Source organism: Pseudomonas sp. Tul2A7 (assembly GCF_054790505.1).
The window spans coordinates 4,635,781-4,651,701 of the sequence record NZ_CP186499.1 but is presented as its reverse complement, the minus strand read 5'-3'; the positions used below and the strand labels follow the sequence as shown (position 1 = coordinate 4,651,701).

The following is a 15,921-nucleotide window of genomic DNA, read 5'->3' as shown; positions in this document are numbered from 1 at the left end:
GGCCGGATAACAGCGGGTTTTATGCATTGGCCTCGAATACCCATTGCGCTCGAAATTTGCGTTTGTGACAGGTGAACATGAAAGTTAATTTAAAGCGTCGTCGGATTTTCTTGGCAAAATGCTGCCATTCCGTTTGAACCGATCAGCAGGCCTGCCTATGACTCGTATCTTGACCATCGAAGACGACGCCGTGACAGCGCGGGAAATCGTCGCCGAACTGAGCAGCCACGGGCTGGAAGTCGACTGGGTCGACAATGGCCGCGAAGGCCTCGATCGCGCCGTGAGCGGCAACTACGACCTGATTACCCTCGACCGCATGCTGCCCGAACTCGATGGTCTGGCCATCGTCACCACCCTGCGCACCATGGGCGTGGCCACGCCGATCCTGATGATCAGCGCCCTCTCTGATGTCGACGAACGCGTACGCGGCTTGCGCGCTGGCGGCGATGACTACCTGACCAAACCGTTCGCCACTGACGAGATGGCCGCACGGGTTGAAGTCCTGTTGCGTCGGCAGAACAGCGGCGCTACTCAGGCAACGACGCTGCAGGTCGCCGACCTTGAACTCGACTTGATCAGCCACGAAGCGCGCCGCGCCGAACAGGTGCTGACGCTGTTGCCGACCGAGTACAAGCTGCTCGAATTCCTCATGCGCAACAGCGGCCAGATCCTTTCGCGGATGATGATTTTCGAAGAGGTCTGGGGTTATCACTTCGACCCCGGGACCAACCTGATCGACGTGCACATCGGCCGTCTGCGCAAGAAAATCGACGCCGCCGGCCATGTGCCGCTGATCCGCACGGTACGGGGCTCGGGTTATGTCATTGCCGAACCCGTCTGACGGCTGGCGCTCCTCCAGCAGCCGATTGCTGGCGCTGTACAGTTCGCTGTTCGTGGCCTGGAGCGCGATCCTCATGGGGGTCATGTATTACGAGGTCTCCGGCTACCTCGACAACCTCGCCAAACACTCGCTGATGCAACGCCAGCACCTGTTTTCGCACTTTCGCGGTGAGCAACTGGAAGACGCGCTCGCCGCCAGCATGACTTTCGATATTCGCGGCATCGACGCTTATGGCTTGTTCGACGCGCAAGGCGTCTATCTTGGTGGCGCGTTGCAGCAGATCCCCGAAGGCCTGCCGCTGGACGGCAAGATTCATATGCTCGCCGAATGCGCCGACTCCGATGACCCGACCCTGCCCAATGACAGCTGCGATGCGGTGGCCACACAAACCCGCGACGGTCGCTGGCTGGTGTTGCTGCGCGACAACGGCTCGCTGTTCGCCGTCACGCGGATCATTTTGCATGCGTTGTTCTGGGGCGTGTCGCTGACGATTCTGCCGGGGATTGCCGGTTGGCATTTGCTGCGGCGCCGGCCGTTGCGGCGGATTCGAGCGATTCAGGACAGCGCCCAGGCGATTGTTGCCGGCGACCTGACCCATCGCCTGCCGCTGTCCAATCGCCGCGATGAACTGGACATGCTCGCCGCGATCGTTAACGCCATGCTCGAACGCATCGAGCGTTTGATGAATGAAGTCAAAGGCGTCTGCGACAACATCGCCCATGATTTGCGCACGCCGCTGACGCGCCTGCGCGCGCAGCTGTATCGCATGCAGCAGCAGGCCGGCGAAGGCTCGCAGGAAGCGGCGCAACTGGATCTGGTGCTGGCCGAAGCGGACACGCTGATGGCGCGGTTTCGTGGGTTGCTGCGGATTTCCGAACTGGAAGATCGCCAGCGCCGTTCAGGTTTTGTCGAACTCGATCCGGTGCAATTGCTGGAAGAACTGCATGAGTTTTATCTGCCACTGGCCGAGGAAGGCGAGCTGCGTTTCGACTTGAACATGCCGGAAACATTACCGGCGCTGAACGGTGATCGGGCATTGCTGTTCGAGGCATTGGCGAATCTGCTCAGCAACTCGATCAAGTTCACCCCGGTCGGCGGCACGGTGATGTTGCGTGGCGTCAACGCGGGTGGGCAGACGCGGATTGAAGTGCACGACTCAGGACCGGGGATTCCCGAGGCTGAGCGCGAAGCGGTATTCCAGCGCTTCTATCGCGCCGAGGGCGGGCAGCCGCAGGGTGGCTTTGGCCTCGGATTGTCGATTGTGGCGGCGATTGTCAGCTTGCATGGCTTCAGTCTTGAAGTCGGCAGCAGTGATCTGGGAGGGGCGAAACTGGTGCTCGATTGCCGGCAGAGCCTGATCGAAAACTCCTGATTCCCGACATGATCGTTCCCACGCAGAGCGTGGGAACGATCATCAGCTCAGGCGGGGTAATTGGCTCGGAGTGCCTCGAGGCCACCCTGATAGATGCCGCTGAACAACGCCACCACTTCCTCATCACTCACGCCTTTGGCGTTGAAACGACCCGACCACGTCACCCGTGCACCCTGCCCTTGGGCCTCAACCTTGATCGTCGCCAAGTAATCAGTCGCCGGGAACGGTGCCTGTTCGATCGAATAGCTGTAAGTCTTCGCCGCGTTATCGAACGCTTGCAGACGCTCGACCACCACGCCGCCGTCAGCGGTTTGCAAGGTGCGCACGCGGCCGCCGTCGCTCAGTTCACTGTTGGGAATAAACGGCAGCCAGTCCGGCAGCGTGTTGAAGCCGCCGATCAATTGCCAGACCTGTTCGGCCGAGGCCGGGATGTCGATGGTTGCAGATGCTGTTGGCATAAATAAACGTCTCTCTCGGGAATTCAGATAGTCAGGCTGTCGACCACACCGCCATCAACGCGCAAAGCGGCGCCGGTGGTGGCCGAGGACAGCGGCGAAGCGATGTAGGTGACCAGATGCGCGACCTCTTCAACATCCGCGACACGCTGGATGATCGACGTCGGCCGCGCCTTGCGCACAAAAGCGTCAGCTTCATCGCGCAGGTTACGCCCGGATTCGGCAGCGGCATCCTTGAGCATGTCTTCCAGGCCATCGGTGAAGGTCGGCCCCGGCAGGATCGCATTGACCGTCACCCCGGTGCCAGCCAGACGTTTGGCCAAGCCGTGGGACACCGCCAGATTGGCGCTTTTGGTCACGCCGTAATTGATCATGTCGGCTGGCGTGGCGACGCCGGATTCCGAGGACAGGAAGATCACCCGCCCCCAGCCCTGCTCGACCATCGCCGGCACGTAATGCCGTGCCAGGCGCACGCCGGAAATCACGTTGACCTCATAGAAACGCGTCCACTCGCTGTCCGGCGCTTCGAAGAAATCCACGGCGTCGAAGATGCCGAGGTTGTTCACCAGAATGTCGGCACGCGGCTCAGCAGCGAACAGTTTTTGCGCGCCTTCGGCGGTGCCCAGATCCGCGGTCAAACCACGCAACTGCGCGCCCGGCACTTTCTCGCGAATGCTCGCCAGCGCCTGCTCGACCTTGGCCGTATCACGGCCGATCACCACCACCGTGGCGCCGGAATCGGCCAGCGACTGGCTGATGCCCAGACCGATGCCGGCGGTGCTGCCGCTGACGATGGCCAGTTTTCCACTCAGATCAATCTTCATGCTTTCACCTCATCGATTGGCAATGGTGCACGTTCGGAAACCAGTCTGGCGTCGCGCATCGCCTGCCAGAAACCGGCAGGAATAACGGCTGACAATGCGGCGACATCTTCAGCAATTCGGCCGGGTTTGCTTGCGCCGGGAATGACCGCCGCAACAGCAGGGTTAGCCAGCGAAAACTGTAGCGCAGCGGCTTTGATATCGACGTTGTAAGCGGCGGCGATGCGTTTGATCTGTTCGACCTTGGCGATGATCTCAGGGCTGGCCTGCTGATATTCGAAGTGCGAGCCACCGGCGAGGATTCCCGAGCTGTAAGGGCCACCGACGACGATTTCAACGTTCTGCGCCCGTGCCGAATCCATCAAGCGTTGCAACGGGCGTTCGTGGTCGAGCAGCGTGTAGCGACCGGCCAACAGGAAGCCATCCGGCTGCGCTTCGCTGAGATCGAGGGTCAGTTCGCACGGCTCGACTTTGTTCACGCCCAGGCCCCAGCCCTTGATCACGCCTTCTTCGCGCAAGCGGGTGAGGACTTTGAACGCGCCAGTGCGGGCCTGGTTGAAGTATTCCAGCCACTGATCACCGTAGAAATCCTGCGCGATGTCGTGCACCCAGACGATGTCGAGGCGATCGGTTTGCAGACGCTTGAGGCTGTCTTCGATCGAACGCAGGGTTGCGTCGGCGCTGTAGTCGTTGACGATCTTGTTCGGACGACCGTGTTCAAACACCCCGCTCTTCTCGCCGAGATCGCGGGCGGCGGCGTCTTCGACTTCATCGAGAATCACCCGGCCGACCTTGCTGCTCAGCACGTAATCATCGCGCTTGTATTGCTTGAGTGCTTCGCCGAGGCGGATCTCCGACAGGCCGGATCCGTAAAACGGCGCGGTATCGAAGTAACGCACGCCGGCATCCCACGCGGCATGCACGGTGGCCTGCGCTTCTTCCTCGGGAATGGCGCGGAACATGTTGCCCAGTGGCGCGGTGCCGAAGCCCAGTTGGCCGGGCAGTTTGTCTTTCAAACTCATTGGATTTTCCTCGTAGGTTCTGGGTCGGTGTGACCGTTGAGCAGATCCTAGATTGCGACACCTAGACCGTCCAAGACATAATGCGCAGCACTTGAGTCCCTACAGGTCTGACATGATCGACATCCGCCAATTGCGCTACTTCGTAGTCGTCGCCGAGGAAGAACACGTCGGCCGCGCTGCCGAACGGCTGCACATTTCCCAGTCGCCACTGAGCCGGCAGATCGCCCAGCTCGAAGAGCGCTTGGGCCTGACGCTGTTCGAGCGCAGCCAGCAACGTATTCGCCTGACCCGCGACGGCCAGACTTTTCTTGCCGAAACCCGCGCCCTGCTGACCCACGCCAATCGCCTCGAATCCCTTGGCAAACGGCTCGGTCGCGGCGAAGAAGGCGGCCTGTGCATCGGCTATATCGAAAACGCGATGCATGCCGGGGTTCTGCCCAATGCCTTGCGCGTGTTGCGCGCCGATCGGCCGAATGTGCATGTCGCGTTGTACAACCTCAGTTCCGCCGAGCAGTTGGAAGGCCTGCGACAGCGTAGTCTCGATATTGCCTTGGTGAGTGAACCGCCGACCGATGACGATCCGGATCTTTTGAGTTTCCAGGTGCTGGATGATCCGATGCTGCTGGCGTTGCCGGAACAGCATCCATTGGCGCAGCAAGCGACATTGAGTCCCGAGGATCTGGCCGAGCAGGAATGGATCGGCGTGCAGCCGCGTCAGGATGCCAACGATCAGTTTCTCGGCGCGTGCATCCGCGCAGGGTTCACTCCGGATGTGCGCATGCAGGCGACCGAGCCTTTTACCGCGCTGGGCTTGGTAGCGTCGGGGCTGGGGATTGCGATGATCCAGAAAGGCCTGAGCCATAACGCCCCGCCGGGTGTGGTGTTGCGGGAACTGCCGTGGCTGACGCTGACTACGCCATTGTGGGCAGCGTGGCACCGGATTAATTTGCGGCCATTGGTAGAAACGTTCCGCAAAGTCCTGACTGACGACAAGGTATCTGCTGACTGACATGGCCCCTTCGCGAGCAAGCTCGCGAAAGGGCCGGCACATCCAAGATCAAAATTGACTGACCCAACGCTTTCGCGAGCAGGCTCGCTCCCACAGGTTTTGTGGCGGATCTACACTCAACGGATCAGCACCCAGCCGTGAGATCGCCATGAAAATGTCTGCGCAAATGACCGTCGTTGCGGTACTCGCCACACTGGCCTACCTCGGCCTGGCGGTGTGGGGCATTGGCGGAGTGGCGATGTTCTTTTCCCATGGCTCGCTGGTGATCGTCGCACTGGCGACGGTGGCGATGGTGATTGCTTCACTGTTCAGTGAGGTCAACCTGAGTGCTGGCGAGCGTGAAGACCGCGCCAATCGCTGGGTGATTCCGGCGTTCGGTGTGATCGGGCTGGTCAGTGGTTTTCTGCCGGCCTACTGCGACCGGGTGAACTTCTGGACTTTTGGTGGTGAAGGCGTGCGCTGGCTCGGCGCTTTGCTGTTTATCATCGGCGGCGCGCTGCGACTGTGGCCGGTGTTTGTGCTGGGGCGGCGGTTCAGTGGGTTGGTGGCGATTCAGCCGGGGCACCGATTGGTGACCGACGGCATTTACCAGCACCTGCGCAATCCGAGTTATCTGGGGCTGGTGGTCAATGCTGTGGGTTGGGCGCTGGCGTTTCGTTCGGTGGTCGGGCTGTTGCTGGCGGCGCTGACGCTGATCCCGTTGATTGCCCGGATTCATTCCGAAGAAGCGCTGCTGCGTGCGCAGTTTGGGGCGGAGTATGACGCTTACTGTGCGCGAAGTTGGCGGTTGCTGCCCGGCGTTTATTGATTTGCGAACACAGTCCCCCTGTAGGAGTGAGCCTGCTCGCAATAGCGGTGTGTCAGATAACACTTATTTGACTGAAAGACCGCTATCGCGAGCAGGCTCACTCCTACAAGGGATTGTGTTGTGTCAGTTTTTTTGCAGGTGGAGCTGGCCGTCGCTGTCGACTGCGACGCGGATGTCAGCGTAACCGGCCAGCGTCGCATGAGCCGTTTCCAGCGGATGCTGATGCGTGGTGGTGATGATCATCAGCGCCGCGCCAGCCGCTTCGGCCGCTTGAATACCCACCGTGGCGTCTTCGAAGATCAGGCAATCACGCGCTTCCAGACCAAGACGTTTGGCTGCCAGTAAATAGCCGGCCGGATCAGGTTTGCCGGCCTTCACATCTTCAGCCGTGATCATCAGCGCAGGCTCTGGAATCCCCGCCGCCGCCATGCGCCGCAAGGCCAGATCCCGTGGTGCCGACGTCACCATCGCCCAGCGATCAGTGGGCAGGCTGTTGAGAAACTTCGCCGCGCCGGGAATCTCGACAATGCCTTCAACGTCTGCGATTTCCGCCTCGGTGATGACCGCCGCTTGCGCCTCGGCATCCACTCCCGGCAGGTTGAGGCGCGTGATGGTATCAATGGCGCGCACGCCATGAATGGTCGGCAAAAAGGTTTCCACATCGACACCATGGCGCACGGCCCAGGCCGCCCAGATGCGCTCGGCGGCAGCAATGGAGTTAAGGACGGTACCGTCCATGTCGAACAGAAACGCGCCAAATGCGCGATCGAATACACAAGTGTGAGCAGACAAAGGGTCGCATCCTCTGGCAAAAGACCGGGCGGGCAATGTAGCACTTGCCCGCTCGATCCACCCAGCCTGTCAGTGCAGACGCGGTGCCTTGGACTTGAAAGCACTGTCGACGCAGTCGAGCAACTGGCCGATGGCCCAGGGCTTTTTGATGAACGCCACCGAATGCTTGACCCCGGAGGTCTCGGGCGTCTCGTAGCCGGACATGACCATCACCGGCTTGTCCGGCCAGCGGTCGCCGACCAGGTTAGCCAGATCAGCACCATTGAGGGTGCCGGGCATGGTGATGTCGGTCAGCAGCAGCGCAACTTCCGGCGCGTGTTGCTCGAGATATTGCGATGCGGCGTCGGCGCTGGTGTGCGGCTCGACCTTGAAACCTTCCTCCTGAAGAATTTCGCAAAGAAACTCCAGAATCAACGGATCGTCCTCGACTACCAGAATCAACCCGCCAGGAAGGTGCGCGCTCGCCGTCGGTGTTGGGCACATGGAACTGCACTCCCTGAATTGCATGAACGATTTAGCGGCTTGAATCCGCTGCTTATCTGGTATGAGCGGCGGGCTCTGCAGAAATTCATTTTTGATACAGGTCTTTTGTCAAACGTCGCTTTTGCCCCTCGGCGGCAATCGTTCGCGACGGCGTATTTGTGGTTAAAATGCCGGCCCTTTTGCTTGCCGATCCTGACCGATGAACCCTGAAGCCCTCGCCACCCTCCACGCCCATCTGCTGCCAGCCCTTGCGGCCGCACCGAGCGAAACCCGTCGCCTGTTCCACGGACGCGGACGCTGCTGGCCGGGGCTGGAGCAGTTGACCGTGGACTGGCTGCAAGGCGTGGTGCTGGTGTCGCTGTTCAAGGAGCCGGTGCCAGATCAACTGGACGATCTCAAGACGTTGCTGCTGGAACTCACGGTTTCCGCCGAATGGAAACAATCTGGCGCACACACCTTGCTGATCCAGCATCGCTACTTGCCACAAAGCACCGCCGAATGGCTGCTGGGTGAAGAGATCGACGAAATGAGCATCGTCGAGGGCGGCTTGCAGTATCGCGTCGATCTGGGCCGCAAACAGAACGCCGGGCTATTTCTCGACATGCGTTACGGGCGCAACTGGGTGCGCGAACAGGCCAGCGGCAAACGCGTACTCAATCTGTTTGCCTACACCTGCGGTTTTTCCGTGGCCGCCATCGAGGGTGGCGCCAGCCATGTGGTCAACCTGGACATGTCCCGCGCGGCCCTGAGCCGTGGCCGTGACAACCATCGTTTGAATGGCCATGACTTGAGCAAAGTCAGTTTCCTCGGCCACGACCTGTTCAAGTCCTGGGGCAAAGTGATCAACAGCGGCCCTTATGATCTGGTGATCATCGATCCGCCGTCGTTCCAGAAAGGCAGTTTCCTGCTGACCAAGGATTACCAGCGCGTGCTGCGTCGTTTGCCGGAACTGCTCACCGCGCAAGGCACGGTGCTGGCGTGCATGAATGATCCGGCGTTCGGTTCGGACTTTCTGATTGATGGCGTGACGCAGGAAGCGCCGAGTCTGCGTTTTGTAGAGCGGCTGGAGAATCCGCCGGAGTTTCCGGACATTGATCCTGAAAGCGGCCTCAAGGCATTGGTCTTCCACCGCACGATCTGACACCCAGAAGATCCCTTGTAGGAGTGAGCCTGCTCGCGATAGCGGTCTATCAGTCAAATAGGTGATATCTGACACACCGCTATCGCGAGCAGGCTCACTCCTACAAGGGGATTGTGTTGAGTCAGAGAGTTGGCGGGCGTAGCACCAACGCAAACAACTCACCATGCCCGGTGACATTGAGCTTGTGATACAGATTGCGCCGATGCACCTTGACCGTCTCCGGCGAGATGCCCATCTGCTGGGCCATCGCCTTGCTGGAGAAACCCTGCAAAATCAGCCGCGCCGTATCGACCTCGCGCACCGTCAGCCGCGCATCGAAACGGTCAAGCAACGTCGCCAGATCACCGACCACCGCTTCCGCCACCGCGCCCTGCGGCGGCAGCAACTGCACATGCCGACGCATCGCCGCCAGCACCCAATCGCGCACGCACAGCAACCTGCCCTGCTCGGCCATGTCGAACGGCGTCGAACGGCCCAATGACAAGCCGAGCACGCCGCCCTCGACGTTGATCATGAACTGCAACTCGTCCTCGCCCACCACTGAACGAAAGTAGCTCTGGTAGTACTCGCTGTGCAGAAACTGGTCCGGCGCCACCGAGGCGAGGCTGTGCAAGCCGTCGGCAATGCCGGTCGACGCGGTCTGATAGAACGGATCGAGCAGGTACATTCCGGCGCTGTATCCGGCCAGTTCTTCCTGCTCGTCGGGGCGGCCCTTGCTGTCGAAGTCGATCAGCAACTGCGGCGCCTGCCCGGCTTGCATCAGCGCCACCAGCGCGTTGTCCAGCGGCACCAGCAGCCGCAACGTGTCCACCAGCGCGCGCCAGAAACCGTCCTGACCGACACCGGCAAATACCCGCGCCAGGCTTTGATGCACTGGCAGTTCCTGCAACAACGCGTCCACGCACTACCCCTTTTGAGTAACCCATGATGGGAATGGGTCAGGCGTGACCGGCCCGATAGGCTGAGCACTCCTGTTCATCACCGGCCTGCACAGGCCAGGAGTGCCGCATCATGCGTCGTCACCGTGGCTGTATCAACCTCAGCATAAAACTGGGCCTGCTGGCCGGTCTCAGCGCCAGCTCAATTGCCATGGCCGCCGACGCGCCGAGCGTGCACGTCTACAACTGGTACGACTACATCGGCCCGAACACCCTCCACGATTTCCAGCGCGACAGCGGTATCCAACCGGTCTACGACACCTTCGACAGTGCCGAAGTCCTCGAAGGCAAACTGATGACCAGCCGCAGCGGCTACGACGTGGTGGTGGCGAGCAACTTCAGCCTGCCGACGCTGATCAAGGCCGGCGCCCTCGCCCCACTACCGCGCGAGCAACTGCCGGGCTGGAAGAATCTCGATGCCGACCTGTTGGCGAAACTGGCCAACAACGATCCCGGCAATCAATACGCCGTGCCGTATCTGTGGGGCACCAACGGCATCGGCTACAACGTCGACAAGGTGCGCGCGGCCCTCGGCGACAAGGCGCCGGTGGACTCGTGGGATCTGGTGTTCAACGCAGACAACCTCGCCAAACTCGGCCAGTGCGGCGTGGCGATGCTCGATTCGCCGTCGGAGATGTTGCCGGTCGCCCTGCACTATCTCGGCCTGCCACCGAACAGCACCGACCCTGAAGACTATAAAAAAGCCGAGGCGCTGCTGCTGAAACTGCGCCCGCACATCGCTTACTTCAACTCGTCGAAATTCATCAGCGACCTGTCCAACGGCAACATTTGCGTGGCGGTCGGTTGGTCGGGCGCGATGCTGGAAGCCAAGACCAATGCCGAGCAGGCCAACAACGGCGTGAAGATCGCCTACAGCCTGCCCAAGGAAGGCGCGCCAGTGTGGTTCGACACGCTGGTGCTGCTCAAGGACGCGCCGAATCGTCCTCAGGGCCTGGCCTTTATCGACTATCTGCTGCGCCCCGAAGTGATCGCGCCGGTCAGTGATCACCTGTCTTATCCGAATGGCAATCGCGCGGCAACAGCGCTGGTGGCCGCCGCGACTCGGGACAATCCGGCGGTGTATCCCTCCGCCGCAGCGATGGCCACGCTGTACACCCTTGAGCCTTTGCCGAAAGCCACCGAACGCGTGCGCACGCGGGTGTGGAGCAAGGTCAAGAACGGCCAGTAACCCGTTTTTGAACATTTCACAAAACCCTGTGGGAGCGAGCCTGCTCGCGAAAGCGGTGGGTCAGGCACTGATGTGTTGAAAGTGCCGACGTCTTCGCGAGCAGGCTCGCTCCCACAGGATCAGTGCACAACCCCGCATTTTTTAGAGAGACAGAAATCAATGAAACCTCGTGCCCGTGACCTCAACATCCGCATCGGCCAACTACATCCCGGTCCGCTCAACGCCATCACCGACGTCCCCGGCGTGCGCGTCGGCCACAGCAATGTGCGCGGACGCAGCAATGCCGGCCGGGACATCTGCACCGGCGTCACGCTGATCGAACCGCGCCCGGGCTCGACCAATCAGCAACCGTGTTTTGCCGGCGTGCATGTTCTCAACGGCAATGGTGACGCCACCGGGCTTGAGTGGATTCGCGAGGCGGGTCTGCTGACCAGCCCGATTGCCTTCACCAACACCCACAGCCTCGGAGTGGTGCGCGATGCCTTGATTGCACTGGATCGCCAGCAACAACCGGACGACGGGCGTCTCTACTGGAACATGCCGGTAGTGCTGGAAACTTTTGACGGTTTGCTCAATGACATCAACGGTTTTCACGTGCAGCCTGAACACGTCGCCGAAGCGTTGAGCGCAGCCGTCGACGGTCCCGTGGTAGAGGGCGCGGTCGGCGGTGGCAGCGGCATGATCTGCCATGAATTCAAGGGTGGCATCGGCACTGCGTCGCGACGTTTGAGCAGTGTTCAGGGTGGCTGGACTGTCGGCGCGATCGTGCAGGCCAACCACGGCATTCGCAGTGAGTTGCGGGTCGATGGCTATCCGGTCGGGCGCTACATGGAACAGAAAGATTCGCCGTTCCTGCGCGCCTCATTGCCGCATCCGGGGATGGGTTCGATCGTTGTGTGTCTGGCCACCGATGCGCCGCTGTTGCCGCATCAGTGCACACGTCTGGCACAGCGCGCGAGCCTCGGCCTGGCGCGCACCGGCGGCGGCAACGAGGATCATAGCGGCGACATTTTCATCGCGTTTGCCACGGGTAATGATCACGTACCGCCCGCTGCCTACGAAGGCAAAGGCGCGCCGACCTGTGACGGCTTGCGCATGGTCAATAACGACCATATCAGCGAGCTTTTTCTGGCCGCGACCGAGGCGGTTGAAGAAGCGATCATCAATGCATTGCTGGCCAGTGACAGCAGCGAAGGTAATGGGCATTCCGTACCGGGACTGGATGCGCAAACCCTGCTCGCAGCCCTCGAAAAATCAGGCTGGCCCGGCGCCCGCTGACACCGCGTTTCCCCTGTAGGAGTGAGCCTGCTCGCGATCGCGGTTCGTCAGTCGAAGTTGATTTGACTGACCCACCGCGATCGCGAGCAGGCTCACTCCTACACAGGATCACGTCAGTATTTGTGTACCAGGTTCTCGCCGCCGCCCGGGCGACTGGCGGTACTTGAGCCGCCACTTGCACACTCCTAGGATGGAATCACGCAGTGACTCCTCTATCGAGCGCTGCGTAGGCACGGGTGCTCTGAACCCCAATCAAGCCCGTGTCTTGCTTCATGCGCACCTTGAGCCTCACGGGCTCCACTTCCTCCCCATCAAAGAGCTTTGAGGCTCTTTTTTTGTCTGCGCAAATCAGCTGTCCGGCAGTGAGTCGGCGCGGATCGAGCGCCAGGCCGCTTGCGCCAGCAACGCGCGATATTCCGCCGGTCCACCCTTCACCCGCCCGGCCAACCAGGCACGGCAGTAACTGTCGGCCTGACCAATGATCAACGACGGTAACAGTTCGGCGGGCAGTGCCCTGAGTTCGGCAGCGCGCCCCGATTCGGCCAGCCAGTCGCGCAGACGCAGATTGCGGGTCTTGTTGCGCTCCGCCAGTTCGTCCTTGAACGGACCTTTGGTCACCGCAAACCGCGCGTGGTACTGGAAGCGCGCCCACTGCGGTTGACGTTCGACCCAATCGACGTAGCTGAACACCAGCGCCTGCACACCTTCCTCGGTGGTTTTCGCCGCCTCCAGATAGGCATCGCGCAGGCGCGCCTGATCCTCCAGCGCGGTGAAAAACAATGCGGCGACCAAGCCTTCCTTGTTGCCGAAATGGTGATAGATCGCCCCGACGCTGGTATCGCACTCAGCGCGAATCATCTCGATGGTGGTGGCTTCGATCCCCTGCTCGTTGAACAGGCTTAGCGCCTTGCGAAAGATATCGCGCTTGAGTTCGGCGCGGCGACCGGGGTAGCTGCGTTCAAGTAGATCTGCGGTGTCCATGCGGCTCACTGCCTGAAAATCGGGATTGAAAGGCACACCTCGTGCCCATGAAAAACACGCACAGGTTGACAGATTTCCCGCAGACAGAATACCGTTCCGTTACAGAATATTATTCTGTAACGGAACATCATTCTGCAAAATCACTTTCCGCGAGGCTTTCCATGAGTCAGTTTCTCAGCATGTTCAACAGCGCAGGTCCGCAAGCATTCAGCCAGATGGCCTGCCAGGTCGCACCGTACTTCAGCACCATCAACCCGCTGGTAACCGAGTTGCGCGCGAACGCGGCAACCGTGCAAGTGCCGTTCCGCCGTGAAATCACTAACCACTTGGGCAGCGTACATGCGATTGCCATGTGCAACGCCGCAGAACTCGCCGCCGGGATGATGACCGATGTTTCGATCCCGGCCGGCGCACGCTGGATCCCCAAAGGCATGACTGTGGAGTACCTGGCCAAGGCAAAAACCGATGTGACGGCGGTGGCCAGTGGTGAGGGCGTGGATTGGCAGAGCGAAGGCGACAAGATCGTCACCGTGGATATTCACGACACCGAGGGCAAGCACGTGTTCACGGCGCGGATCACCATGAACGTTAAACTCGGCTGAATGACGCGTATAAAAAAGCCCTTGCTGCGGGATCCATAGCAAGGGCTTTTTCGCTGATGAGGTGTCAGTGCACAGTCAGACGCTGGCGGACAAACTCCTCGACATGACGGCTGGTCTGATCGAGGTGGCGGTCGCGTTGTTTTTCAGCGTCGAGCATGGCGCGTTTGCCGTTTTTCTGCAGCAAATAGGTGTGGATCTGCTGCACCTCCAGCGACCGGTAAATCGGCGTGGTGTCGATAAATCCGCGCAGGCCGTTGCTGCGGTAATGCCGGGTGCTCATCAACACCTGAGTTTCACGCTGGCCAATCACCTCAAAGCCCAACGCTTCGAAGTACGGGACTTTGCCAACCGTGCAGGCCAGTTCCGCGTGGGGATAACGCCCGAGCATTTCGCCGATCATTGCCCGCGCCACGCCTTGACGCCGATGCCCTTCGCGCACCGCCATGTAGGCGACGCTGCACGCTTCCCAATCGCCCTGCACCGGCAGGTACAACAGAAAACCGATCACTTGCTCCGGATCATCCTCGTCGGTGGCGACCAGCAACTCGACGTCGGTGCCCTTCTCGCCATTCAACGCTTCCAGATACAGATGCACCTCATAGCCAACCGCGTATTGATAGACGTTGTACAGCAGGTTGCTTGGGCCGAGACCGACCGCGCTGATGTCGGTCAGGTAGTCAACGACCAGTTGCAGAATCTGGCTGTTGACGCTCTCGGGGCATGGGGATTTGTAGTGGGTGATGCGTGGCATGACAGGTGAACTCCGGCGGAAAACCGCGACATCATACCTTGCGGGCTGAGCCAGCCTGCATTGGCAATGAAATCAAAGGTGGGAGCGAGCCTGCTCGCGAATGCAGTAGCACCTTCAACATAGAAATTGACTGACCCGACGCCTTCGCGAGCAGGCTCGCTCCCACAGGCTTGTCCCTGACAAAAATTTCATCCGTCTCAGACAGGATCTTTTGCAAATCCGGCATCCAATTCTGCAGCTGCGCTCACTTTTCGACGCAGGCCTTGAGGAGTTGTCATGAGCGTTTTGCGTTCCCTGTCCAAATGGCGAAAAACCCTGCTGCTGGTGCCGTTGACGCTGGCCGCGCTGAGCAGCGCCCCGGTGTTTGCGCAACCGGTGGTGATCGTTCAGCAAGCTCCACCGCCGATGCGCATGGAAGTGATGCCCGGCGCGCGTCCTGGTTATGTCTGGGATCAAGGTCATTGGCGCTGGCAAGGACGCGGTTACGTGTGGATACCCGGCCACTGGCAACCGGTAAGGTACGGCGCGCGCTGGAAACCCGGGCACTGGCAGGCACGCGGGCCAAACTGGTTCTGGGTCGAAGGGCATTGGGTGCGATGAATGCGCGACAGCTTGACCATCACTTCTTGCGGGGACACCACCATGTGTAAAACCGTTAAAGCACTGCTGGCCGCTACGCTGGTGGCCGTTACGTTGTCCGGTTGCGTCGTCGAACCGGCTCGTCCGCATCGGCCTCCGCCGCTGGTCGAAGTCGTTCCGGTGATGCCAGCACCGGGTTATCACTGGGTTGCCGGGCACTATCGCTGGGGCGGCAATCAATGGCGCTGGGTGCCGGGGCACTGGCGGGCCTATTGATCGCAACGGCTGGCGTCACTGCTGTGGCGCCACCACCTTGAATTTGATGGCGATGTCCTTGGACACCACGGTGTCCGCCCACTCCCCCGCGCCGAGGCCGAACTCATCGCGGTTGAGCACCAGCTCACCGTCGAAAACGCCGATGGCGCTGTCCGGTTTCAATTCCACCGATACCTGAACCTCACGGGTGATGCCTTTGAGGGTGAGCTGGCCGTAGATCAAGTAAAGATTTTTGATTTTTGGATCTTGGGTAAAACGCTTGGATTCGAACACCGCCACGGGGAATTTTTCAGTGTCGAACCATGCCGGTTTCACCAGCTCGGTGTTGGCGTCTTCGCTGCCGGCATCGATGCTGGTGATGTCGATATGCAACGAGGTGTGGGCGTCGGCGAGGTTGTCGGTGTCAAAGTCCAGCGTCGCCTCGAACTTGCCGAAGGTGCCGTACACCCGCGAGCCCATCTGGTTGTAGGTGAAGCTGATCTGACTGGCGGTGATGTTGACGCGGGTGTACTCGACAGCCTGCGCGGCACAGACGACGCACAGCGAACTCGCGGCAGCCAGCAGCAATCGGATCGACATCGGA

19 protein-coding genes are annotated in these 15,921 nt (G+C 60.5%); 10 read left to right on the top strand and 9 right to left on the bottom strand.

Annotation, left to right across the window (positions count from 1 at the left end; all coding sequences use genetic code 11):
- The first annotated feature begins 157 nt into the window (after positions 1 to 157).
- On the top strand, positions 158 to 841 hold the full coding sequence (locus ACOYXJ_RS20865) for a response regulator transcription factor (protein WP_007914996.1): 684 nt from the start codon (positions 158 to 160) through the stop codon (positions 839 to 841).
- Positions 819 to 2,213: a sensor histidine kinase gene (locus ACOYXJ_RS20860; protein WP_150793667.1), complete on the top strand. Its 1,395-nt coding sequence runs from the start codon at positions 819 to 821 to the stop codon at positions 2,211 to 2,213. The genes ACOYXJ_RS20865 and ACOYXJ_RS20860 overlap by 23 nt, the downstream gene beginning before the upstream one ends.
- A 47-nt stretch (positions 2,214 to 2,260) precedes the next feature.
- Here ACOYXJ_RS20860 and ACOYXJ_RS20855 read toward each other — a convergent pair whose 3' ends face one another.
- Genes ACOYXJ_RS20855 through ACOYXJ_RS20845 form a run of 3 tightly spaced genes read right to left on the bottom strand, consistent with a single transcriptional unit; the run spans position 2,261 to position 4,511 of the window.
- Positions 2,261 to 2,671, bottom strand: a complete 411-nt coding sequence (locus ACOYXJ_RS20855) for an SRPBCC family protein (RefSeq protein WP_460371250.1) — start codon at positions 2,669 to 2,671, stop codon at positions 2,261 to 2,263.
- 23 nt (positions 2,672 to 2,694) lie between these two features.
- A complete protein-coding gene (locus ACOYXJ_RS20850) occupies positions 2,695 to 3,492 on the bottom strand; it encodes an SDR family NAD(P)-dependent oxidoreductase (RefSeq protein WP_460371249.1) in 798 nt (265 codons plus the stop codon).
- On the bottom strand, positions 3,489 to 4,511 hold the full coding sequence (locus tag ACOYXJ_RS20845; RefSeq protein WP_460371248.1) for an aldo/keto reductase: 1,023 nt from the start codon (positions 4,509 to 4,511) through the stop codon (positions 3,489 to 3,491). Before ACOYXJ_RS20845 ends, ACOYXJ_RS20850 begins: the two co-directional genes overlap by 4 nt.
- A gap of 112 nt (positions 4,512 to 4,623) precedes the next feature.
- On the opposite strand from ACOYXJ_RS20845, the gene ACOYXJ_RS20840 reads away from it, so the two are divergent.
- Positions 4,624 to 5,520: a LysR substrate-binding domain-containing protein gene (locus tag ACOYXJ_RS20840; protein ID WP_460371247.1), complete on the top strand. Its 897-nt coding sequence runs from the start codon at positions 4,624 to 4,626 to the stop codon at positions 5,518 to 5,520.
- A 148-nt stretch (positions 5,521 to 5,668) separates the two neighbouring features.
- On the top strand, positions 5,669 to 6,328 hold the full coding sequence (locus ACOYXJ_RS20835) for a methyltransferase family protein (RefSeq protein WP_460371246.1): 660 nt from the start codon (positions 5,669 to 5,671) through the stop codon (positions 6,326 to 6,328).
- Positions 6,329 to 6,451: 123 nt separating this feature from the next.
- On the opposite strand, the gene ACOYXJ_RS20830 is transcribed toward ACOYXJ_RS20835, so the two are convergent.
- Complete coding sequence (locus ACOYXJ_RS20830) at positions 6,452 to 7,120, bottom strand: HAD-IA family hydrolase (RefSeq protein WP_460371245.1); 669 nt, start codon at positions 7,118 to 7,120, stop codon at positions 6,452 to 6,454.
- Positions 7,121 to 7,189: 69 nt separating this feature from the next.
- Complete coding sequence (locus ACOYXJ_RS20825) at positions 7,190 to 7,603, bottom strand: response regulator (protein ID WP_110719418.1); 414 nt, start codon at positions 7,601 to 7,603, stop codon at positions 7,190 to 7,192.
- A 199-nt stretch (positions 7,604 to 7,802) separates the two neighbouring features.
- Between ACOYXJ_RS20825 and ACOYXJ_RS20820 the strand changes: the two genes are divergently transcribed.
- Positions 7,803 to 8,744 carry a class I SAM-dependent methyltransferase gene (locus ACOYXJ_RS20820; RefSeq protein WP_460371244.1) on the top strand — a complete coding sequence of 314 codons (942 nt, stop codon included), beginning with the start codon at positions 7,803 to 7,805 and terminating at the stop codon, positions 8,742 to 8,744.
- 121 nt (positions 8,745 to 8,865) lie between these two features.
- Here the strand turns inward: ACOYXJ_RS20820 and ACOYXJ_RS20815 are convergent, their stop codons facing one another.
- Entirely contained in the window at positions 8,866 to 9,645 is a 780-nt protein-coding gene (locus ACOYXJ_RS20815; RefSeq protein WP_150793659.1) for a helix-turn-helix transcriptional regulator, read from the bottom strand.
- 110 nt (positions 9,646 to 9,755) lie between these two features.
- Between ACOYXJ_RS20815 and ACOYXJ_RS20810 the strand changes: the two genes are divergently transcribed.
- Positions 9,756 to 10,871 (top strand): extracellular solute-binding protein, encoded by a 1,116-nt coding sequence (locus ACOYXJ_RS20810; RefSeq protein WP_150793658.1) that lies wholly within the window; start codon positions 9,756 to 9,758, stop codon positions 10,869 to 10,871.
- Positions 10,872 to 11,030: 159 nt separating this feature from the next.
- Positions 11,031 to 12,149 carry a DmpA family aminopeptidase gene (locus ACOYXJ_RS20805; protein WP_460371243.1) on the top strand — a complete coding sequence of 373 codons (1,119 nt, stop codon included), beginning with the start codon at positions 11,031 to 11,033 and terminating at the stop codon, positions 12,147 to 12,149.
- Positions 12,150 to 12,497: 348 nt separating this feature from the next.
- Here ACOYXJ_RS20805 and ACOYXJ_RS20800 read toward each other — a convergent pair whose 3' ends face one another.
- Positions 12,498 to 13,130: a TetR/AcrR family transcriptional regulator gene (locus ACOYXJ_RS20800; RefSeq protein WP_460371242.1), complete on the bottom strand. Its 633-nt coding sequence runs from the start codon at positions 13,128 to 13,130 to the stop codon at positions 12,498 to 12,500.
- Between the two features lie 161 nt (positions 13,131 to 13,291).
- Between ACOYXJ_RS20800 and ACOYXJ_RS20795 the strand changes: the two genes are divergently transcribed.
- Positions 13,292 to 13,732 (top strand): hotdog fold domain-containing protein, encoded by a 441-nt coding sequence (locus tag ACOYXJ_RS20795; RefSeq protein WP_102899314.1) that lies wholly within the window; start codon positions 13,292 to 13,294, stop codon positions 13,730 to 13,732.
- 64 nt (positions 13,733 to 13,796) lie between these two features.
- Here the strand turns inward: ACOYXJ_RS20795 and ACOYXJ_RS20790 are convergent, their stop codons facing one another.
- Complete coding sequence (locus ACOYXJ_RS20790; RefSeq protein WP_150793655.1) at positions 13,797 to 14,483, bottom strand: GNAT family N-acetyltransferase; 687 nt, start codon at positions 14,481 to 14,483, stop codon at positions 13,797 to 13,799.
- A 276-nt stretch (positions 14,484 to 14,759) separates the two neighbouring features.
- Here ACOYXJ_RS20790 and ACOYXJ_RS20785 point away from each other — a divergent pair, with 276 nt between their 5' ends.
- Together ACOYXJ_RS20785 and ACOYXJ_RS20780 are read left to right on the top strand one after the other, a co-directional pair.
- Positions 14,760 to 15,083 carry a YXWGXW repeat-containing protein gene (locus tag ACOYXJ_RS20785; RefSeq protein ID WP_007908150.1) on the top strand — a complete coding sequence of 108 codons (324 nt, stop codon included), beginning with the start codon at positions 14,760 to 14,762 and terminating at the stop codon, positions 15,081 to 15,083.
- A 42-nt stretch (positions 15,084 to 15,125) separates the two neighbouring features.
- Positions 15,126 to 15,338, top strand: coding sequence for a YXWGXW repeat-containing protein (locus ACOYXJ_RS20780; protein ID WP_150793738.1), 213 nt, complete (start codon positions 15,126 to 15,128; stop codon positions 15,336 to 15,338).
- Between the two features lie 15 nt (positions 15,339 to 15,353).
- Here ACOYXJ_RS20780 and ACOYXJ_RS20775 read toward each other — a convergent pair whose 3' ends face one another.
- Complete coding sequence (locus tag ACOYXJ_RS20775) at positions 15,354 to 15,917, bottom strand: YceI family protein (protein ID WP_460371241.1); 564 nt, start codon at positions 15,915 to 15,917, stop codon at positions 15,354 to 15,356.
- Between the last annotated feature and the right edge of the window lie 4 nt (positions 15,918 to 15,921).